Annotated in this window: 24 protein-coding genes; 18 read left to right on the forward strand and 6 right to left on the reverse strand. The window is 60.1% G+C overall.

Features of this window, described 5'->3' with window-relative positions:
• Positions 1-29: 29 nt before the first annotated feature.
• The 12 genes from QA648_RS01085 to QA648_RS01140 all read left to right on the forward strand — a co-directional run bounded on the left by QA648_RS01085 (position 30) and on the right by QA648_RS01140 (position 10,653).
• The gene (locus tag QA648_RS01085) at positions 30-326 is read left to right on the forward strand and encodes an STAS domain-containing protein (protein ID WP_028751176.1); all 297 of its coding nucleotides are present in this window, start codon (positions 30-32) and stop codon (positions 324-326) included.
• The gene (cheY1, locus tag QA648_RS01090) at positions 323-688 is read left to right on the forward strand and encodes a chemotaxis response regulator CheY1 (protein ID WP_104821976.1); all 366 of its coding nucleotides are present in this window, start codon (positions 323-325) and stop codon (positions 686-688) included. The genes QA648_RS01085 and cheY1 overlap by 4 nt, the downstream gene beginning before the upstream one ends.
• A 15-nt stretch (positions 689-703) precedes the next feature.
• Complete coding sequence (locus QA648_RS01095; protein WP_283049090.1) at positions 704-3,013, forward strand: chemotaxis protein CheA; 2,310 nt, start codon at positions 704-706, stop codon at positions 3,011-3,013.
• Positions 3,014-3,017: 4 nt separating this feature from the next.
• Complete coding sequence (locus QA648_RS01100; protein ID WP_104821978.1) at positions 3,018-3,485, forward strand: chemotaxis protein CheW; 468 nt, start codon at positions 3,018-3,020, stop codon at positions 3,483-3,485.
• Positions 3,482-4,390: a protein-glutamate O-methyltransferase CheR gene (gene cheR / locus QA648_RS01105; RefSeq protein ID WP_283049093.1), complete on the forward strand. Its 909-nt coding sequence runs from the start codon at positions 3,482-3,484 to the stop codon at positions 4,388-4,390. Before QA648_RS01100 ends, cheR begins: the two co-directional genes overlap by 4 nt.
• The gene (gene cheB, locus QA648_RS01110) at positions 4,387-5,430 is read left to right on the forward strand and encodes a protein-glutamate O-methylesterase CheB (RefSeq protein ID WP_283049095.1); all 1,044 of its coding nucleotides are present in this window, start codon (positions 4,387-4,389) and stop codon (positions 5,428-5,430) included. Before cheR ends, cheB begins: the two co-directional genes overlap by 4 nt.
• A complete protein-coding gene (locus QA648_RS01115; protein WP_004128537.1) occupies positions 5,430-5,819 on the forward strand; it encodes a response regulator in 390 nt (129 codons plus the stop codon). Before cheB ends, QA648_RS01115 begins: the two co-directional genes overlap by 1 nt.
• Positions 5,816-6,370, forward strand: a complete 555-nt coding sequence (gene cheD, locus QA648_RS01120; RefSeq protein ID WP_104821981.1) for a chemoreceptor glutamine deamidase CheD — start codon at positions 5,816-5,818, stop codon at positions 6,368-6,370. Before QA648_RS01115 ends, cheD begins: the two co-directional genes overlap by 4 nt.
• Before the next feature lie 17 nt (positions 6,371-6,387).
• Positions 6,388-6,777 (forward strand): hypothetical protein, encoded by a 390-nt coding sequence (locus tag QA648_RS01125; RefSeq protein WP_104821982.1) that lies wholly within the window; start codon positions 6,388-6,390, stop codon positions 6,775-6,777.
• Between the two features lie 165 nt (positions 6,778-6,942).
• Positions 6,943-8,622, forward strand: a complete 1,680-nt coding sequence (fliF, locus tag QA648_RS01130; protein WP_104821983.1) for a flagellar basal-body MS-ring/collar protein FliF — start codon at positions 6,943-6,945, stop codon at positions 8,620-8,622.
• Between the two features lie 535 nt (positions 8,623-9,157).
• Positions 9,158-9,895: a LuxR C-terminal-related transcriptional regulator gene (locus QA648_RS01135; protein ID WP_104821985.1), complete on the forward strand. Its 738-nt coding sequence runs from the start codon at positions 9,158-9,160 to the stop codon at positions 9,893-9,895.
• A gap of 11 nt (positions 9,896-9,906) precedes the next feature.
• A complete protein-coding gene (locus QA648_RS01140) occupies positions 9,907-10,653 on the forward strand; it encodes a helix-turn-helix transcriptional regulator (protein WP_104821986.1) in 747 nt (248 codons plus the stop codon).
• A 182-nt stretch (positions 10,654-10,835) separates the two neighbouring features.
• Here QA648_RS01140 and QA648_RS01145 read toward each other — a convergent pair whose 3' ends face one another.
• The 6 genes from QA648_RS01145 to motA form a co-directional block, all read right to left on the reverse strand.
• The gene (locus QA648_RS01145) at positions 10,836-11,273 is read right to left on the reverse strand and encodes a hypothetical protein (protein ID WP_104821987.1); all 438 of its coding nucleotides are present in this window, start codon (positions 11,271-11,273) and stop codon (positions 10,836-10,838) included.
• 5 nt (positions 11,274-11,278) lie between these two features.
• Positions 11,279-12,358 carry a flagellar biosynthesis protein FlhB gene (gene flhB / locus QA648_RS01150; RefSeq protein WP_104821988.1) on the reverse strand — a complete coding sequence of 360 codons (1,080 nt, stop codon included), beginning with the start codon at positions 12,356-12,358 and terminating at the stop codon, positions 11,279-11,281.
• 93 nt (positions 12,359-12,451) lie between these two features.
• On the reverse strand, positions 12,452-13,495 hold the full coding sequence (gene fliG / locus QA648_RS01155; protein WP_104821989.1) for a flagellar motor switch protein FliG: 1,044 nt from the start codon (positions 13,493-13,495) through the stop codon (positions 12,452-12,454).
• A 49-nt stretch (positions 13,496-13,544) separates the two neighbouring features.
• Positions 13,545-14,081: a flagellar motor switch protein FliN gene (gene fliN, locus QA648_RS01160; protein ID WP_283049104.1), complete on the reverse strand. Its 537-nt coding sequence runs from the start codon at positions 14,079-14,081 to the stop codon at positions 13,545-13,547.
• A gap of 66 nt (positions 14,082-14,147) precedes the next feature.
• Positions 14,148-15,092: a FliM/FliN family flagellar motor switch protein gene (locus QA648_RS01165; RefSeq protein ID WP_283049106.1), complete on the reverse strand. Its 945-nt coding sequence runs from the start codon at positions 15,090-15,092 to the stop codon at positions 14,148-14,150.
• Between the two features lie 5 nt (positions 15,093-15,097).
• Entirely contained in the window at positions 15,098-15,970 is an 873-nt protein-coding gene (gene motA / locus QA648_RS01170; protein WP_104821992.1) for a flagellar motor stator protein MotA, read from the reverse strand.
• 228 nt (positions 15,971-16,198) lie between these two features.
• On the opposite strand from motA, the gene flgF reads away from it, so the two are divergent.
• From flgF to QA648_RS01200, 6 genes are all read left to right on the forward strand, one after another.
• Entirely contained in the window at positions 16,199-16,933 is a 735-nt protein-coding gene (gene flgF, locus QA648_RS01175; protein WP_104821993.1) for a flagellar basal-body rod protein FlgF, read from the forward strand.
• Between the two features lie 12 nt (positions 16,934-16,945).
• Entirely contained in the window at positions 16,946-18,334 is a 1,389-nt protein-coding gene (gene fliI / locus QA648_RS01180; RefSeq protein ID WP_283051440.1) for a flagellar protein export ATPase FliI, read from the forward strand.
• A 100-nt stretch (positions 18,335-18,434) separates the two neighbouring features.
• Entirely contained in the window at positions 18,435-18,980 is a 546-nt protein-coding gene (locus tag QA648_RS01185; RefSeq protein ID WP_104821994.1) for a flagellar protein, read from the forward strand.
• Between the two features lie 117 nt (positions 18,981-19,097).
• Positions 19,098-19,490, forward strand: a complete 393-nt coding sequence (gene flgB / locus QA648_RS01190; RefSeq protein ID WP_104821995.1) for a flagellar basal body rod protein FlgB — start codon at positions 19,098-19,100, stop codon at positions 19,488-19,490.
• A 16-nt stretch (positions 19,491-19,506) separates the two neighbouring features.
• On the forward strand, positions 19,507-19,926 hold the full coding sequence (flgC, locus tag QA648_RS01195; protein WP_104821996.1) for a flagellar basal body rod protein FlgC: 420 nt from the start codon (positions 19,507-19,509) through the stop codon (positions 19,924-19,926).
• Entirely contained in the window at positions 19,923-20,273 is a 351-nt protein-coding gene (locus QA648_RS01200; RefSeq protein ID WP_104821997.1) for a flagellar hook-basal body complex protein FliE, read from the forward strand. Before flgC ends, QA648_RS01200 begins: the two co-directional genes overlap by 4 nt.
• The last annotated feature ends 97 nt before the right edge of the window (positions 20,274-20,370 follow it).

Below are 20,370 nucleotides of genomic sequence, written 5' to 3' on the forward strand. Positions count from 1 at the left end.
CCCGATTTTAGGCAACAAGGAATAAAGCGATGCCGAGCAGGAAGGGCGAAAAGACAATCAGTCTGGCTGCGGTGCTGGACCTCAATGAAGCCTCGACGCTTCGCGGCAAGTTGGTGGGGCTGCGCGGCAGCAATGTCGTGATCGACGCATCCGGCGTCGAGAGGATCGGCGCCTTGTGCGTCCAGGTCATCATGGCAGCCGCCAAGACTTGGGATGAAGACAAGCTGTCCTTCACCTTTTCGAAGGTGTCGGATGCATTTCAAAAAACGATGCAGTTGATCGGCGTCGACATCGATCACCTGCTTGCCAAGGAGATCCGGCAATGAAGAAAAAAGTACTGACCGTGGATGATTCACGGACCATTCGAAACATGCTTCTCGTCACCCTCAACAACGCCGGCTTTGAGACCATTCAGGCCGAAGACGGCGTCGAGGGTCTCGAGGTTTTGGAAGAAGCCAATCCCGACGTCATCGTCACGGACATCAACATGCCGCGCCTCGACGGTTTCGGCTTCATTGAGGGCGTCCGTCGCAACGACCGGTACCGGGCCATCCCGATCCTGGTGCTGACGACCGAAAGCGACGCCGAAAAGAAGAACCGTGCCCGTCAGGCCGGGGCGACGGGCTGGATCGTCAAGCCCTTCGATCCCGCCAAGCTGATCGATGCCATCGAGCGTGTAACCGCTTAAACAGGATCTGTTCCTATGGATATGAACGAAATCAAAGAGATTTTCTTCCAGGAGTGCGAGGAGCAGCTCGCCGAACTGGAATCCGGTCTCCTGAAAATGAATGATGGCGACCGGGATCCGGAAACCGTCAACGCTGTCTTCCGTGCCGTTCATTCCATCAAGGGTGGGGCAGGGGCCTTTGGTCTGGATGACCTTGTCGCCTTTGCCCATGTCTTCGAGACCACGCTCGATTGCGTTCGATCCAACAAGCTGGAGCCGACCCAGGATGTCCTGAAGGTCATGCTTAAGGCCGCCGATGTTCTGGCGGACCTGACCAACGCCGCCCGTGACGGCGGCAGTGTCGATCAGGCCCGTAGCAGGGGCCTGGTCAAGGAACTGGAAGCGTTGGCCCATGGCGAATTGCCCTCGGCATCGTCAGCCGCTGAAGCTGCGCCGAAGCCCGTGAAGGCGGCAGCGCCCGCACCGGCGCCTGCTCCTGTCAAAGCCGCACCCGCTCCCACGGATGACAGCGGTTTTCAGCCGATCCCCTTTAGCTTCGACGATGATTTCGGTGGCGACGAAGCGTCTTCGGGCATGCCGGAATACGAAGTGAGCTTCAAGCCGCGCTCCGACCTCTACGCCAAGGGCAACGATGCCACGCTGCTGCTGCGCGATCTCTCGCGCGTCGGCGAAATGAGCATCCATTGCAACATGGACGCCCTGCCGGGCCTCGATCAGCTCGACCCCGAAGGCGCCTATTTCAAGTGGACGATCTCGGTCAAGACGGACAAGGGCGAAGACGCCATCCGCACGGTCTTCGAATTTGCCGAATGGGATTGCGAGCTGGATATCCGGCTGATCGAAGATGCTGCCTCGCCTGTCGGCGGGGATGAAGAGCTGCCGATGATCCCCGTGCCCTTCGATCTCTCCGCTCTGGACGGCGACGAGCCGGCTGTGGAAACTGCCGAAGCGCCGAAACCAAAAAGCGATGCCGCCGCCGCCGTTGCCGCTGCCGAAACGGCCAGCAATGTCACGCAGCTTGCCGCTGCCGCCGCTCGTGTCGAAAAGAAGGAAGCAGCGGCAGCCGCCGCCGCTGCCGCTGCCAACGCCGCCGCGCAGAACAATGCCGCCGCCGGCGCCGGTCAGACCATCCGCGTCGATCTCGACCGCGTCGACCGGCTGATCAACCTCGTCGGCGAGCTTGTCATCAACCAGGCGATGCTGTCGCAGAGCGTCATCGAGAATGACAACAATGGCGCATCCTCGATCAACATGGGCCTCGAGGAGCTGCAGCAGCTCACACGCGAGATCCAGGACAGCGTCATGGCGATCCGCGCCCAGCCGGTGAAGCCGGTCTTCCAGCGCATGTCGCGTATCGTCCGTGAAATCGCCGACATGACCGGCAAGTCGATCCGCCTGATCACCGAGGGCGAAAACACTGAAGTCGACAAGACGGTCATCGACAAGCTGGCCGAGCCGCTGACCCACATGATCCGCAATGCCGTCGACCACGGCGTTGAAACACCGGAAAAGCGCACGGCGCTCGGCAAGAACCCGGAAGGCACGGTTCGCCTGACGGCAAAGCATCGCTCTGGCCGCATCCTGATCGAACTCGCCGACGACGGCGCCGGCATCAACCGTGAAAAGGTGCGTCAGAAGGCGATCGACAACGATCTCATCCCCGCCGATGCCAACCTTTCGGACGAAGAGATCGACAACCTGATCTTCCTGCCGGGCTTTTCGACGGCCGATAAAATCTCCGACATTTCCGGCCGCGGCGTCGGCATGGACGTGGTCAAGCGCTCGATCCAGGCGCTCGGCGGCCGCATCAATATCAGCTCCAAGCCCGGACACGGCTCGGTCTTCACCATGAGCCTGCCGCTGACGCTGGCCGTCCTCGACGGCATGGTGGTGACGGTCGCCGGCCAGACCCTGGTCGTGCCGCTGACGGCGATCGTCGAAACCTTGCAGCCCGAGGCTTCCGCCATCCACTCCTTCGGCGCCAACCACCGCCTGATCTCGATCCGCAACAGCTTCTGCCCGCTGGTCGATGTCGGCCGCATCCTGAACTTCCGCGCCACGCAGGCCAATCCGGTCGATGGTGTTGCGCTGCTGGTGGAATCGGAAGGCGGCGGACAGCGTGCTCTGATGGTCGATGCCATCCAGGGCCAGCGCCAGGTGGTCATCAAGAGCCTTGAAGCGAACTACACGCATGTGCCCGGGATTGCCGCGGCAACGATCCTTGGCGATGGGCGCGTTGCTCTCATCCTCGACGTTGATGCCGTGGTCGGCGCCTCCCGCGGGCAGTCGCTGAAGGCCGAAATATCGTACGCAGCGGCGGGTTGAGCCTATGTCATATGCCGTCAAGAACCTGACCCAGGGTGCCCGTGAGCTGATCGCCTTCCGCATCGGCGATCAGGAATTCTGCGTCGATATCATGTCGGTCCGTGAAATCCGCGGCTGGACGCCGGCGACGGCCATGCCGCATGCGCCGGCCCATGTCCTTGGCATTATCAACCTGCGCGGCGCCGTCTTGCCGATCGTCGATCTCTCGGCCCGTCTCGGCATGAAGCGCGCCGAGCCGACCGCGCGTCATGTGATCATCGTGGCGCAGGTCAAGCGTAAGGTCGTCGGCCTGCTGGTCGACGCCGTGTCCGATATTCTGACGGTCACCGACGACAATATTCAGCCGACACCGGAAATCTCTTCCGATTATGAGCGGCAGTTTGCACGCGGCATCCTGGCGATCGACCGCCGCATGATCTGCCTTATCGAACTCGAAACCCTGTTCCCGGACAGCGAAAGCGAAGCTGCATGAGCATTATGGGAGCGACAGATTTCAGGGCATCCCCGGACGAGGTGCTGGCCAGCGGCGAATATCCGCTGACACGGCGCGATCTCTCTGAAATTGCCGCCATGATCTACTCGGACGCCGGGATTTCTCTCAACGAGACCAAAGCTTCGCTGGTCTATTCGCGGCTGTCGAAGCATATCCGCGCGCTGAGTTTGCCGGGCTTTCGCGATTATTGCCAACTGGTCTCCTCGCCGGCGGGCGCGGCGGCGCGACGCGAGATGCTGTCGCATCTGACGACGAATTTCACCCGCTTCTTCCGCGAGAACCATCATTTCGATCATCTGCGCGACGAGGTTCTCCCCGGCCTTCTGGCGCGCGCCAAGAGTGGCGGTCGCGTTCGCATCTGGTCGGCTGCCTGTTCCGACGGACAGGAGCCCTATTCCATCGCGCTCACGGTTCTGTCACTGCTGCCGAACGTCGCCGAGCTCGATTTCAAGATTCTGGCAACGGACATTGATCCGAAGATCCTCGGCCTTGCTCGCGCGGGTGCCTATGACGAGACGTCGCTCGAGACGGTTTCGCCCGCCATGCGCAAGCAATGGTTCCAGGAAGTCGAGGTCCAGGGGCGCCGCAAGTTCCAGATCGACGATCGCGTCAAGCGGCTGATCACCTTCAACGAGCTGAACCTGATGGCGCAATGGCCGTTCAAGGGCCTGTTCGACGTCATCTTCTGCCGCAACGTCGTCATCTATTTCGACGAGCCGACGCAGACGAAGATCTGGTCGCGCTTCGCCGGCCTGCTGCCGGAGAACGGCCATCTCTATATCGGCCATTCCGAGCGCGTCTCCGGCGAGGCCAAGCACGTCTTCGACAATATTGGCATTACCACCTATCGCCGCATTGCCAATTCCACCGGGAGGAAAGCATGAGCGCTCCCGCCCGTGTTCTTGTTGTCGACGACTCCGCAACCATGCGCGGCCTGATTACCGCCGTTCTGAGCTCCGATCCGGAGGTCGACGTCATCGGTCAGGCCGGCGACGCGATGGAAGCGCGTGCGGCGATCAAGGCACTCAATCCGGACGTCGTGACGCTCGATATCGAGATGCCGAACATGAACGGCCTCGATTTTCTCGAAAAGATCATGACGCTGAGGCCCATGCCGGTCATCATGGTATCGACCATGACGCATCGCGGCGCCGAGGCGACCCTGACGGCCCTTGAAATCGGCGCGTTTGATTGCGTCGGTAAACCTGCTCCGGGCGAGCCGCGTCCTTTCGGCGATCTGGCGGAAAAGGTGAAGGCGGCCGCCCGTTCGCAGCGGCAATATAGCAAGCCTACCGCCAACAATGCACAGCCGCCGGCGACCGCGGATTTCCGCGTCGGCCGCAAGATTGTCGCGATCGGTTCGTCCACCGGCGGCGTCGAGGCATTGATCGCGGTCCTGCAGAAATTCCCGGCCAATTGCCCGCCGACCGTCATCACCCAACACATGCCGCCAAGCTTTACCCGCAGTTTTGCCGAACGGCTCAACCGCCTCTGCGCACCCGTGGTGCAGGAGGCGACCGATGGTGCGCGGCTGGAAATCGGCAAGATCTACCTGGCGCCCGGCGGCGATCGGCATTTGCAGGTCGCCAATACATCGGCACCCCATTGCCGCCTGGTCGACCGCGGACCTGTCAACGGCCATCGTCCATCCGTCGATGTGCTCTTCGATTCAGTCGCCGAGCTCGCCGGCCGCAACGCGGTCGGCGTGATCCTGACCGGCATGGGGCGCGACGGCGCCGCCGGCCTTCTGAAGATGCGCCATGCCGGCGCACGCACCATCGGTCAGAACGAAAAGACCTGCGTGGTCTACGGAATGCCGAGGGTTGCGTTCGAGTTGGGTGCAGTCGAGCAGCAGTTTCCGCTGAACGCCATTGGCGAGGAAATTTTGAAAGTAACAGCCGCCCGCAAGGAAGGGAGCGAATAATGTCTCTAGCGGAGAAAATCAAAGTTCTGATCGTCGACGATCAGGTCACCAGTCGTCTGTTGTTGAGCGACGCGCTGACGCAACTAGGTTTCAAGCAAATCACTGCCGCCGGTGACGGCGAGCAGGGCATGAAGATCATGGAGCAGCAACCACATCATCTGGTGATCTCCGACTTCAACATGCCGAAGATGGATGGTCTCGGCCTGTTGCAGGCCGTGCGCACCAATCCGACGACGAAGAAAGCGGCCTTCATCATCCTGACGGCGCAGGGCGACCGTGCGTTGGTGCAGAAGGCCGCCCAGCTCGGCGCCAACAACGTTCTTGCCAAGCCCTTCACCATTGAAAAGATGAAAGCGGCGATCGAGGCCGTGTTCGGAGCATTGAAATGATCGTCGAGGGTGCTGCCCGTCGCGTGCACATCATTCAGGGCGAGTACAAGGTCATCAACGACCCGGACGTGGTGCTGTCGACCATTCTCGGCTCGTGCGTGGCGGCATGCTTGCGTGATCCGATTGCGGGCGTCGGCGGCATGAATCATTTTCTGCTGCCGGGAACGGCTGCTTCGCCGACGAGTGGTGGTGATGCGACGCGTTACGGCGTGCACCTGATGGAGCTTCTGATCAACGGCCTCCTGAAGCAGGGCGCGCGTCGTGACCGGCTGGAGGCGAAGATCTTTGGCGGTGCGAAGACGATTGCCACCTTCTCCAATGTCGGCGAACAGAACGCTGCCTTCGCTATGCAGTTCCTGCGGGATGAAGGCATTCCGGTCGTCGGCTCCAGCACCGGCGGCGAGCATGGACGCAAGATCGAATATTGGCCGATCTCCGGCCGCGCCCGGCAATACCCGTTGACCGGCGCCGAGACGCAGAAGACCGTGGCTCTGGAACAGCGCCCCGTTGCCGCCCCGAAGCCGGTCGACAACACGATCGAATTTTTCTGATCAACGAGGACTACCTCATGACCACCATTCCGCGTCCCGAACCAATCGCCATGCAGGAAGCTCTCCCAGCCATCCTCATGCGCATAGTCTCGGAATTGCACGACGTCGCCTACCTGATCGAGCGCATCGAACCGCAACTGCTCGATCTCAGCGGCGTCAACGTGCTGGAATCGCCCGACTCTATGAAGGTCATGCAGGGCATCGATCTCGCCGTGCAGAAGACGCGGGGCATTGCCGAGTTCATCGACACCATCACCGGCGACATACCGGATGGCTGGATGGTCGATGTTGCGACGGCCCTGAGCCTGGTGAAGCTCGCCGAAATGCAGAAAGCTCTCGGCGGCGGCGGTCGCCATGGACATTCCCAACCCTTGGCCAAGGCCGCCGGCGACTTCGATTTCTTCTGATCGGAGCGCCGGCGCCTGATATTGTTTTTCTTATATTATCTCGGATAAATTTTTCGAGTTCTTCATTTTTCCTGCCCGGGACGAAACGCTCGCACAAGTTTCGATTTCTATCTTCGCTGCAGGGCACAAAGCCATCAGGTCTTTGACGAATCGTGCGAGAACAGAATGAATCTGTTAAATCAATTAGTTCCCTTGTTCAGGAATCTGCAGAACCTGGGGAGGACACGCCTGCTGATCATGGCGGGCGTCGGCGTCGTTTCCATGGCGCTGATTCTGTTTGCAGCTCTCTACGTCAATAAGCCTGCCCAGGAAACGCTCTATGTGGGCCTGGATGCAACCGATCTGAACCAGATCAGCATTGCGCTTGCCGAAGCCAACATCGGTTTCCAGGTGGGTACGGACGGCACCAGCCTCACCGTGCCGGCGGGCATGACCGGCAAGGCGCGCCTGCTTCTCGCCGAGCGCGGCCTGCCGAACAGCACCACCGCCGGCTACGAACTCTTCGACAATGTCGGCTCTCTCGGTCTGACCTCCTTCATGCAGGAAGTGACCCGCGTGCGTGCGCTCGAAGGCGAAATCTCCCGCACGATCACCTCGATCACCGGCATTAGCGCGGCACGCGTCCACATTGTCATGCAGGATGTCGGCAACTTCCGCAAAGCGGACCAGAAGCCGACGGCCTCGGTCATGATCCGGGCGAACGCCGAAGCGGGGCGCAAAGCGGCCCAGGCCATCCGCCATCTCGTTGCCTCTGCCGTTCCAGGCCTGGAAGTCGACGATGTTACGATCCTCGATTCCACCGGCCAATTGCTCGCCTCGGGTGACGATCCCGGCAATGGCGCGCTGAACCGCAATCTCGGCATCGTGCAGAATGTTCAGGACGAGGTCGAATCGAACATCAACAAGGCGCTTGCTCCATTTCTCGGCATGGACAATTTCCGCTCCAGCGTGACGGCGCAGCTCAATACCGATAGCCAGCAGGTGCAGGAAACCACCTACGATCCGGATTCGAAGGTCGAGCGCTCGGTACGCACCACCAAGGAAGCGCAGAAATCGCAGCAGCGCCAGTCGGATACGGCAGCGACCGTTGAGCAGAACATTCCGCAGGCTGCCCCGCAGTCTGGTGGCAGCGGACCGACATCGAACGACCAGTCCGACAAGCGCGAAGAACAGACCAACTACGAAATCAACAGCAAGACGACCGCGACGACCCGCAACAGCTACAGGGTCGAGAAGCTCTCGGTGGCCGTGGTGGTCAACAAGGGCCGCATCGCCCAGATGGTCGGTCAGCCGGCCGATCAGGCGAAGGTCGACGCCTATATCGCCGAGATGCAGAAGATTGTCGCGACCGCTGCCGGCGTCGACACCACCCGCGGCGACGTGGTGACCGTCAATGCGATGGACTTCCTCGACAATCAACTGCTCGAGGACACCTCTTCCAGCTTCAACATCATGGATATGCTGAGCCGTAACATGGCTGGCATCATCAACTCGGCTGCCTTCGTCGCGGTTGCCTTCCTCATCGTCTGGATGGGCTTCCGTCCGCTGATCCGCTCGCTCGGCGGCGGTGTGGCCGGTGGCGCGGCTCTGCCGGAAGCGGCGGGCCTGGAACTGCCGGATTTCGCTCCCGCCGTCGGCGGGCCGGGTGCCGCCCTGATGGACGGCTTTGGCTCGGACTTCGGCTTCGACAGCACCGACGATCTGCTGACGATGGGCGAAGACGGCGGCACCTTCAACCGCCGCGTCAAGGAAGGGCCGGAACGCCGCCTCTCGCGCATGGTGGAAATCAGCGAGGAACGCGCCGCGAAGATCCTCAGAAAATGGGCCGTCGACAACGCTGCCTGATGAAAAGACCGGGAGATATTCCCGGTCTTTTCATGTCATCGGAAAGAACGCCGCTTGATCATGCCAACTCTGGGTTTTCGCAAATATTTGCTTCACGTATGCGTACCGAAATCGAGTGACCGAACCTGTTGGCAAGACATTTCCCGGCCGGAAATTTCGTTGCTGGGTAGAAAGAATCGACTTACAATCATCATACCTATTCGGAGTTGCGTCGAAGCGGCGCGAATCAGAGCATGAGATCCGTGTTTGGTGAATTCAGCGAATTTGGAGATGCCAGCACGCGGAGAAATCAGTCTATAGTTGGTTGATTGCGATTTGGGCGATTCGCATGCGCTTGCCGAAATCGAATTTATATATTAGCGCGCTTATCGCGTCATACGTCCGTATGGAGTCGTATGGGGCGGAGCAATAAGTTGAGTTGGTGCAGACACTTTTGCGAAGATCGATGCCGTCTTCGATGGTTATGCGCCGGGTCCAGACCGAGCAATGCTCTCGTTGGCGTTCGAGCGCCTAACAGCGGCAGGAAATGCAAAAAATGGACGTGCAGATATTGCAGGGGAGCAAGGGCGACAAGGATGTGCGATTGGCCGCGTCCGCCAATGCCATGTCGCGCGATCAACTTGTTCAGCAGTTGAGCGCCATTGCCGGCCCTGCCTATCTCCAATCCGGCCTGCGCGTGTTGACGGACTATGTCGGCGCCTCCCACTATCTTCTGGCCCGCTGCGACCTGATCCAGGAAAGCGGTCTCGACTTCGTCGTGTCCTCCGATTGGCCCTTCGATCTTGTCCGCCGTCTTGCTTCCGAGCTCACGAGCGGCTACGGCCGCACGGGCGAGCTTGAGAAATGCATGTCGCTGTTCCAGCCGAATTTTGCGTTCCTGCCGGATGATGTCGAGCTGCCGGAAGGCGTCAGCCGCCAATATTGCTCGCTGACCTTCAATGTTGGCCGCACGCGCTTCTCGCTGATGCTGCTTGCCCATGATGGTCTGTTGCTGTCGCCGGAGCGGCTGCGTGACGCCGGCTTGCTGTCGGGTTACTTCGCGAGCTTCACGCGCTGCGTGGAAGGCAAGTCCGAGCGCGATTTCGATCTCACCGAGCGTGAGCTGGAATGCTTGTTCTGGATTGCCGAAGGCAAGACAAGCGACGAGATCGCCATGATCCTCGGCATCTCGCGCAACACCATCAACAACTATATCACCAGCGTCATGCGGAAGACCGCGACCAAGACGCGATCGGAAGCGATCGCCTTTGCTGTCAGAAACAACCTCGTTTGAAAGCTCGATGAATGCGATATCAGCCGGTTAGGACGACGGACACGCCAAGCGAAGGAAGGCTCGGCCGTTCGCATCGGATATCCAGCCGTTCTGATCTCTTCCCGAAGCTTGTGTCGATGCAGAAGCTGATCGACGCGCAGAATTTTGCAGTATATCGCCTCAGCGGCTCCGGCCTGCCGAGCAAGCAGCGCCTAGTCTGCGAGCTGGAAAATTGGGGCTCGACCAATACCGTCCTCAACAAGGCCTTCGTCGAAGCCTATGGCGAGGCGATGATCGAGCATATCGAAAAGTCGCTGCTGCCGCTGATGTGGAACGGCCGTGATAGCGACAGCACCGCCGAGACGCCCGATTTTGCCTCGTTCACCCAGCGCCTGAAACCGCATCTCCTGCCTTTTGCCGGCGTCGCCTTTCCGGTGCGCCTGGGATCGGTCGGCAACGGCTATGTCGTGTTCGCCGCAAAATTCATGGATCTGACGAGCGATATGATCGTCGAGCTGCATGGCCGTAGCTGCCAGATCATGATGGATCTCCTGTCGCTCGACGAGCGGCGGTCGCCGGCCGCCGAAGCGCTGAGCGAACGCGAGATCGCCTGCCTGCAGCTTGCAGGTGATGGCCGGATCAGCGAGGAAATAGCCGAAAAGCTGGGGCTGTCGGTGCACACCGTCAACGCCTATCTCGGTTCAGCGACGATCAAGCTCGACAGCGTCAACCGCATTCAGGCAATCGCAAAAGCGATCCGTTTCGGTTACATCAGCTAAAGCGCTTCTTTGGATCCAGAGCATCTTATCCGCTATCGGCTATTCCCAGCGGATAAGATCTTCCAGAAATTGTAGAAAGCAAAAGGCGAGCGGTTCCGCGCCTGACTGAAAGCCGAAGCGCACTAATGCCGAGCTGCCTCAGCGGACCTTCATCATGAAAGTGGGGATGGCTTGAGCCTTGTTCAGGCTGCGCGCGTCGTTCCGCCGATGGCGTAGCGGGCGTCCCGCAGGCTGCGGGCGAGAAGCGCGGTGTTCTCGTCCGGATCGGCCGAGGCTTTGTCGAAGGCGATATGGTTGATTTCGATGCCGGCATGATGTTCGGCCAGCGCGAGCTTGGCATAGACGGTGACGCCGCGCGGTTTGATTTCGAGGTCGATGGTGACTTCCGCCGGTCCGCCCCATTCAAGCTTGTAGTCGCCCCCAAGGCCGAAATTGACGGTGCCCGGATGGAAATAAAGCTCGGCCGCCGACGCCACGAGGTCGGCAAGATTGCCATAGCGCTCGAAGCGCAGCAGCGAAATCAGATCGGCCGCGTCGAGGAGCCGCAATTCGCTGGCAACCGGGCTGATGGCTTCCGCGAGAATTTGTTCACGTTGGGCAGAGTAGGGGGATTTTTTCATTCGATTTATCGTACCCGTTTTCTGTTCGACTGCGTGGCATAGATCCTATGGATCAGCTCTGCGACGGCCTTGTAAAACACTGACGGGATGACACTATCTACCGAGACTTGCGCAAACATGGAGCGCGCGAGCGGCGGATCTTCGAAGACGGGGATGCCATTTGCCTCGGCGATCTCCCTGATTTTGAGGGCGATGAGGTCCTGCCCTTTGGCGACGACGATGGGTGCGTCGTTTTCCTCCCGGACATAACGCAGCGCCACGGCAAAATGGGTCGGATTGGCGATGACCAGCGTGGCACGCGGCACCTGCTTCATCATGCGCCGGCGGGCACGGTCGCGGGCAATCGAGCGCTGCCTCGATTTGACGATCGGGTCGCCCTGGGATTGCTTGTGCTCTTCCTTGACCTCCTGCTTCGTCATTTTCAACTGATCGACCCAGTGGTAGCGGGTCCAGAGCACGTCGCCGATGCCGACGACGGCGGTTGCCAGCAGCACGATGGTCAGAATTTTCTGGATGATGGTCGTCAGCCGCACGAAGATCGTCTGCGGATCGGAAACCAGCGAATCGATCGCATGGAAGAACTGGCCGCGCAGCACAAAGAACATGATGACGCCGACCAAGACGATCTTGGCAAGCGACTTGCCGAATTCCACCAGACCCGACGTGCTGAAGATGCGGCCCCAGCCCGCCACCGGCGAAATGCGGGAAAACTGTGGCGCGATGCGGTCGAGAACGGGTGTCGGCAGGTTCTGGAACATCGAGGACCCGATGCCGAAGGCGAAGAACAGCACGACCGCGGGCAGCAGCAGATTGCCGACTTCCCAGCCGATGCGGATGAACAAGGAAATGACGTCAGACCCCGTCTCGAGCTGCCACTGATCGGGTTTTTCGAAGAGGTCGCGCAGTACCTCGCCCATGCGCCCGACGCGCTCCGGCAGGAAGAAGGTGACGTAGATGACGGTCGCGAGCATCGACGCAAAGAGCGTCGCTTCTTTGGAGTGAGGCACATTGCCTTTCTCCATCGTGTCGCGGAGTTTTTTCTCCGTCGGTTTTTCTGTTTTACTGTCCTTGTCTTCGTCAGCCAAAGCAGCCGTCCTTCATGAAACGGAAAGAGGCCGTGCATCATGCACGGCCTTGTTCTGAACAGTCTAAGACGATTTAGGTGAGTCGCGCTGAGATCACGCGGCTTCTTCCACAGGCGTCTTGTCTTTTGCCTTGAGTTCGATCTGGCCGGAATTGGAAAGCCGGATGGCTTCCTGGGCGATGGCGCGCCGCGCGATGGCGATTTCGCGCGGATTGATGCCGGTGGTGATCTGCAGGTCGGATTCGATCATGCGGCGCTGGCGCGGGCTGATCGAACTGAGCACGATCTCGCGAATTTCGGACGAGGAACCACGCAGCGCCATGGTGAGAATGTCGGCCGCGATGTCGTTGAGCAGCATGACGCGGCTCGGCTGCGGCATGAGCGTGAGGTCGTCGAAGAGGAAGATCTTCGGACGCACCTTGTCGACCGATTCCTTGTTGAGCGTTTCCAGCGATGTGAGCAGCGTATCGACCTGCGGCTTGTCCAGCTCGTTCATCAGCTCCGCCACCTTCGTCGAGCCGGAAGCATTGCGTTCGGCATCGATTTCCGCCATCAGCCCCAGCACGCGGTTTTCGATGATCTGCGCCGCTTTCGGGCTGACATCCTTGAGATTGACGGTGCGGTTCATGATGTCGGCGCGTTGCGCCTCGGGCAGTTGCAGCAGAACCTTGGCGCCGAAGGAGGACGGCATCATCGACAGCACATAGGCGATGGTTTGCGGATGTTCGCGCAGGAAGAACTTGGCGACGAAAATCGGATCCGCCTCGCCGAGGCGATCCCAGATCGAAGTTTCGTAAGCCTGGAAGGCGGTGCGCCGGCCGAGAAGGCTGTCGACCTCGTCGGGTGTCAAGCCTTCCTCGAGAATGCTTTCGATTGCCTTGGCGTTGTCCATCAGACCCGCGCCTTCGGTGAAGAGATCCTCGAATTCCGCGACGAGCTGCGCCAGCTCGTCCGGCGGAATAACCCTCAGCGACTGCGCAGACGCGATGATGAGCTGCAATTCATGCTGCGTGAAATATTTCAGCAGCCGTCCCGCAACCTGTTTACCCATGGCAAGGAGAACAGCAGCAGCCTTCTCAGCCTGAGATAATGGTTGCTCGGCGAGGGCGCCGCCGCTGAAATCGTCAAAGTCCATCATGGTCTTCGTCTCCGTCCCGAACAGGGAGTGGGCTTATTCTGAACAGAGTTCAGTTTTTCTTCGTATTCGATACTTCGATGAGCTTGATACCGAAGCGGGTGTCATCATGTTCCAGCACGGTAATTTCGCCCCGGCCGATTCTGCGGCCGTTCACAGTGATTTCGACGGGCTCGCCGATCTTCTTGTCGAGGGCGATGATCGCGCCTTCGGTCAGGTTCATCAGGCCGGAGACCTGCATGCGGCTGCTGCCGAGCACGATCTGAACGTCGATCGGGATGTCCATGATCAGGTCGAGATTGGCGGTCAGCGCGCTGCCCGGAGCTGACGGTTCGGCGAAGGAGGAACCGCCGAAATCGCTGGCGCCGAAAGCCGAGCTTGCATTGTCGTCCCCGAAATCGCCGCCGAAGGCCGAAAGATCCGTGCCCGGTTCGGCCCCGAATGCATCGGCGCCGAAATCCGGCATGCCACCGTCGGTGTCTTTCTTCAGCACGCCGCGCAGGCCGTCGATGGCCTCATCCAATGCGGCGTCGCTGTTTTCAACTTCCAGCGATTCCTCGCCGCTTTTCTGTGTCGTCTTCCTAGCCATGAAATCACTATTCCAGTTGAAACTTGCCTCAAGCTGCCGTGGGTGCCCCAGTCACCCGCCAGCCGGTCAATTCATCAGGTGTCGAAGAAGCTCGTCGTCGGAATTCACATTGTCCTTGACGCGCACCGTGTAATTTTCGCCCGAACGGCCGAATTCGCAGATGTAGAGGTCCTTGCTGTTGGCGCTGACCTCGACGCGGACATCGCCTGCGTCCATGAAGGGAATGACATCGCCGACGGCGAGTCTCGAAATTGTGTTCAGCGTCAGCGATTCCAGCTGGATGCGGGCCTCGAGCGTCACCTGCGAGCGACGCACCTGTTCGCTGAGCTGCTCCGTCCATGCTTCCGACGCTGCGGACGGGTTCTTGGCTCGCGGTGGGCTGACGACGGTCCGCAGCAGAACCTGCTGCGGTATGATGACGACGATTTCCGAGACGGTCTTGCCGAGCGAAATCATCATGGTGATGGCAGCGGCGAATTCATCGACCTGGTCGGCAGCCGGCTTCGGGCGATTCTCGATATTATACGGCGGATCGAGATTGGGTTCGAAACCGCCAGCCGCATTGACCGCCGAGCGCAGCACGTTGGCGATCTTGTCGAACACCATGACGGCAAGGTCGAGCTCGATGATCGAAAGCGGCCGCGGAAGGGGTGCCTCGATGGTCTCGGGCAGCGCGCCCAGCATGTGCTCCATCAGGGTCATTATGAAGCCTGTGCCGCAGCCGAGAACGAATTTCGATGCCCAGTTGCGTAGCGAACCGTTCACAAGCGCGCAGTTGCCGCCGAGGCCGGCGATGAGATCGTTCATCAGTCCCGACTGGCAGCCGGCATAGGCGACGGACACGTCGAGGCCCGTTTCGCTCTTGATGAAGTCGGGTAGGAATTCGCCGTAGACCTGGCCGAAGGCGGCGGCGAGCTTTCCGACGGTTGCCTGGTCTCCGAGGCCGCCGGTCAGCTTGGCGAAGAGGGCGCGGTCCATGGTATGCGCCTTGGCGGATGATTGCTGGCTCATGGTCGTCAGGCCGCCTTGCTCTCACCGCCGGGATTCATCATTTCCTGCTCGACGGCATCGATCGACGGCCGTTCGTAGGAGGAGATGGTCTTGCGGCCGTATTCGAGCGCCACCTGCGGCACGGAGCCGTTCATGTAGGCCAGCAGCGTCTGCTTGACGATCACGTAGAGGCGATGCTGCTTGCTGCGCACGATCTTGATCTGCGACACGAGAGGCGCGCAGACGGAATAGGAAAGGAGAATGCCGAGGAAGGTGCCGACCAGCGCCGAGCCGATGAGGTGACCGAGTACTTCCGGCGAATCGTTGATGTGGCTCATGGCCTTGATGACGCCGAGAACGGCGGCGACGATACCGATGGCCGGGAAGGAATCGCCCATGATCGTGATGGCATGATAGGGCTTCATCTTGTCGTGCAGGATGGTGTTGATTTCCTCGTCCATCAGCGCCTCGATCTCGTGCGAGCGGGCGTTGCCGATGATGATGAGGCGGACGTAGTCGCAGATGAAGGCCGTCAGTTCCTTGTTCTTCAGCACCGTCGGGGCGGCTTGGAAGATTACGGATTCGTCCGGGTTGTCGATATGGGCTTCGATTTCGTTGCGCGACTTGGTGCGCAGATCGCGCATCAGCGCATAGAGCACACCGAGCGTATCGAGATAGTTGCGCTCCTTCGGAACCGAATGCTTGAAGGCCTCGCCCAGCGCCTTGCCGGAATCCTTCACGACCTTCATCGGATTGGCCATGATGAAGCCGCCGATGCCGGCGCCCGCGATGATGACAAATTCGAAGGGCTGGAACAGCGCGTCCACATGCCCGCCCATCGCCATGAAGCTGCCTATGATGCAGCCGCAGGTCACTACAAATCCGATAATAATATTCATCGCCAGTCCACACCTGAACGTTGCTTCCTCCGTTGAAGTAGGAGACCTGCCTTGCGTGAGGCTGTTCGGCGCGCTTCGAAGCGGCCTTTCGCCGTGTCAGCTTCGCACAAGCCAGTGCTGGCAGAGTATCGGGTAAGGGCATTCATGCCCGGCTAACGACATGTCGGAGCGCCGCGATATCTGGCGTTTCCTTTCCCGTTATTCTCCAATGTCCGGAGGGCTTGAAAAATGCAGTCTGGTATTTATGTGGCGCTGTCATCGCAGATGGCGCTCGAGCGGCGTCTGACGACGATCGCCGATAACATGGCCAACGTGAATACCACGGGTTTTCGTGGCACCGAGGTCAAGTTCAATCAAGTCCTCAGCAATACCGAAAACAAGCTCAACGCCAAAGTCGCCTTCGTCTCGCAAGGCAACGACTATCTCTCTACCGACAACGGCGAACTGGAAAACACCGGCAATCTCTTCGATTTTGCGGTCAAGGGCGATGCTTGGTTCGGTCTCAACACGCCGGCTGGCATGGTTCTGACGCGCGATGGCCGCTTTACCATGACCGAGAGCGGCGCCCTGGTCTCCACCAGAGGCTATCCGGTGCTTGATCCCGGCGGCGCACCGATCCAGCTCGACCCCGGCGGCGGCGCGCCGAGCGTCTCCTCGGATGGCACGATCGCTCAAAACGGCAAGCAGGTCGGCAAGATCGGGCTCTATAGCTCCGATATCAGCAAGGGCTTCCTGCGCTATGACAATAGCGGCGTGTTACCGACGGACTCCCCGCAGTCCGTCGTCGACCACTCCCATATCGGTATCGCCCAGGGCTATCTCGAAAATTCCAACGTCAACGGCATGCGGGAAATGACCCAGCTTATCGAAGTCAGCCGCGCCTTCGACAATATCTCGACGCTTACCAGCAGCAGCGAAAGCACGCTCACGGACGCCATCAAGACCCTCGGCGGCAGCCAGTAAGAGGGTCGGATGATGTTCGAGGATGGGATGCCCGAGGGCGCGATGTCGCCGAGATTCTCGCGGATGGCCGCTTTGGCGGATCAATATTTGATGGCGGAAAACACGGTTGCCGATGGCGGCCATGTACGCACCATCGCGGCCGGGCACTACACCGTCGCCGGCCTTTCCAGGCATGTGCGCCTCGGCGAGTTCGTCGCCCACCGTTCCCCGACCGGCATCCATCTCGGCGAAGTCGTCCGCGTCGAGCCGGAGCTGACCTATGTCTGCCCGATCGAGCCGGGCGAGCCGATTGGCATCCACGACGTCATCATCCGCAAGGGCGCCTTCCGTATCGCGCCGACGGATAGCTGGTGCGGGCGCACGATCAACTCGCTGTGCGAGCCGATCGATGGCCTGGGGCCGCTGGCGGCAGGTCTGGATTCGCGCTCGATCTCCAATACCGCGCCGCCTTCGATGACGCGCAAACGCGTAGAGACGGGTTTCAAGACCGGCGTGCGCGCCATCGACATCTTCTCGCCGCTCTGCCTTGGCCAGCGTCTCGGCATCTTCGCCGGTTCCGGCGTCGGCAAGTCGACGCTGTTGTCGATGCTCGCCCGGGCCAATGCTTTCGACAAGGTGGTAATCGCGCTTGTCGGCGAACGTGGCCGTGAAGTCCGCGAATTCATCGAGGACACGCTGGGTTCGCACATGCAGAAGTCGATCGCCATCGTCGCAACCAGCGACGAGAGCCCGATGCTGCGCAAGATGGCGCCATTGTCTGCCATCACCATCGCCGAGCATTTCCGCGACCAGGGCGACAATGTGCTGTTGATCGTCGACAGCGTCACCCGCTTTGCCCATGCCATTCGCGAAGTGGCGACGGCCTCCGGCGAGCCGCCGATCGCGCGTGGTTATCCGGCCTCGGTTTTCACCGAACTGCCGCGCCTTCTGGAGCGTGCAGGACCAGGTCCGGAAGGGACCGGCACGATCACCGCGATCATCTCCATCCTCGTCGACGGCGACAATCACAACGACCCGATCGCCGATTCCACCCGCGGCATTCTCGATGGCCATATCGTCCTGCAGCGCAGCCTGGCGGAAGAGGGGCGCTATCCGCCGATCGATCCGTTGGCCTCGGTGTCGCGCTTGGCGCGCAAGGCCTGGACGCCGGATCAGGAAAAGCTGGTTTCGCGCCTGAAGGCACTCGTGCACCGCTATGAAGAAACCCGCGACCTGCGCCTGATCGGCGGATACCGCCAGGGCAGCGACCCGGATCTCGACATGGCCGTCCGCCAGGTGCCGATCATCTACGACATTCTGAAACAGACCCCCGGCGAACGGCCTTCGGCCGACGCCTTCACCGACCTTGCGACCGCGTTGAAAAACGGCTCGGCCGCAAACATCCAGCCGAGAGCGAAATGACGTTTCCACGAAATGTCGTTCGCTCCAACCATTTGATTTCGCATCATCCCGTCCGAAACCGCTTCACGCATTTCGGACTATGCCGAGGGAGAGGCCAGACGTGAGAGAATCCGATGCAGACGAACCGGTCGCTCCGCTGAAACCGGCAAAAAGGCGGACCTTTACCGATAAGGCCCTGGCCGGCACCGGTCTGTTGCTCGCCGGTATTTCGGCTTTCTTCCCCTGGTATGTGTTCCTGAACCCCGACAAGTTCGGCATTCACGTTGCCGAGGGCGAGCGCACCCGCGATCTGCCGAACTGGCCCGGACGCGAGATCGTCAACGTCTCGCCGCTTGCCATGGTCAACAAAAATCCCGACGGGCCGAAAGATTTCGCTCCCGATCCGTTGACGACGGCAACGGTCAGCAATGTTGGACGCGAGGACGACAAGGGCCAGCCGGCCGAAGATCAGCCGTTTCCCGGCAAGTCGCCGTTCCATTTGCTGCACGTCGCAAACGGCCGGGCGCTCATCGAGGATGACACCGGCATGTATGTCGTGCGTGTCGGCTCGATCCTGCCCGATAACAGCCGCTTGGCGACGATCGAGCAGCGCGACGGAAAGTGGGTCATCGTCACTTCCACCGGTGACGTCTACGGCCACAATTGAGAGCCCGCAATCGCCTGCGTATCAGGCTTAGTAAAGACTTTAGCAAGAACGCATCCCCCGCAAGTCCCACGCAAGATTATCCCTCTAGGGTCCTGCTGTAAGAACGGAGAGAAGCCCATGCAACCCATTCAGCTCTTTGACCTGGCCTCGCGGCAAGCCGAGTGGCTCCAGGTTCGCCAGGAGGTCGTTGCCGGCAATATCGCCAATGCCAATACCCCGAAGTACCACGCCAAGGACGTCACGCCGTTTCAAGCCGTTCTCGACAACGAGAATGTCGGCATGGCGAAGACCAACCCGGCGCATTTTTCGGGCAATGAATTCAGTGAGAGCGGCGACGTCAACGTCGAGGAAGCGTCGCTCAATCAGGAAATCGGCGTCCAGGAGTCGGGTAACACCGTCGGCCTGGAAGACGAGCTCGCCAAAACCGGCGACATCCAGCGCCAGTACGGTTTGAACACCGCGCTGGTCAGCTCCTTTCATCGCATGATGTTGATGACCGTAAAACAATAGATGAAGTGAAGATGTTATGGACCCTTTATCAGCCGCGTTGAAGATTGCGGGCTCCGGCCTGGAGGCCCAATCGACCCGCCTGCGTGTTGTTTCCGAAAATATCGCCAATGCCCGTTCGACGGGCGACACCCCCGGTTCCGATCCCTATCGCCGCAAGACCGTGACGTTCGGCGCCGAGCTCGATCGCGCCAACAACCTGACCACGGTGGGTGTGAAGAAGTTGGGCGAGGACACCAGCAAGTTCGTCGAGGAATACGACCCAGACAATCCGGCGGCGGACCCGAAGGGCTATGTGAAGATGCCCAACGTCAACGTCCTCGTTGAAATGGCCGATATGCGCGAAGCCAATCGTTCCTATGAGGCCAATCTGCAAACGATCAAGCAGTCGCGCGATCTCATCAATTCCACCATCGATCTCTTGAAGAATGCACAATGATTGACGCTATCAAGAATGTCTCCTCCCTTTCCGCAGTCCGCGGTCTCGGCAACATTACCACCGACGAAAGCTCCTCTTCGTCCAACAGCCTGGCGCCGACGCTTGGAACAACGCTTGGAAATGCGACCGGCGCAAGCTTCGCCTCGGTAATGTCCAACGTGGCGAAAGACACGGTCAATACGCTGAAGGAAGCCGAAAACGCCTCCTTCGCCGGCATCAAGGGCACGATGAGCACCCGCGAAGTGGTCGACAAGGTCATGCAGGCGGATCAGACGCTGCAGACGGCGATCGCGCTGCGCGACAAGATGGTCTCCGCCTTTCTCGATATTACGAAAATGCAGATTTAGGGCGGGTGGCCCCGCTCCCATTATTTGATTTGGCGCGATCTTGTTCAAAGCCGCTTTGCGGCTTTCGGGATCACGCTCTAGCTCGAAGGACGAAGAC

This window comes from Rhizobium sp. CB3171, assembly GCF_029714265.1.
GTDB lineage: Bacteria > Pseudomonadota > Alphaproteobacteria > Rhizobiales > Rhizobiaceae > Rhizobium.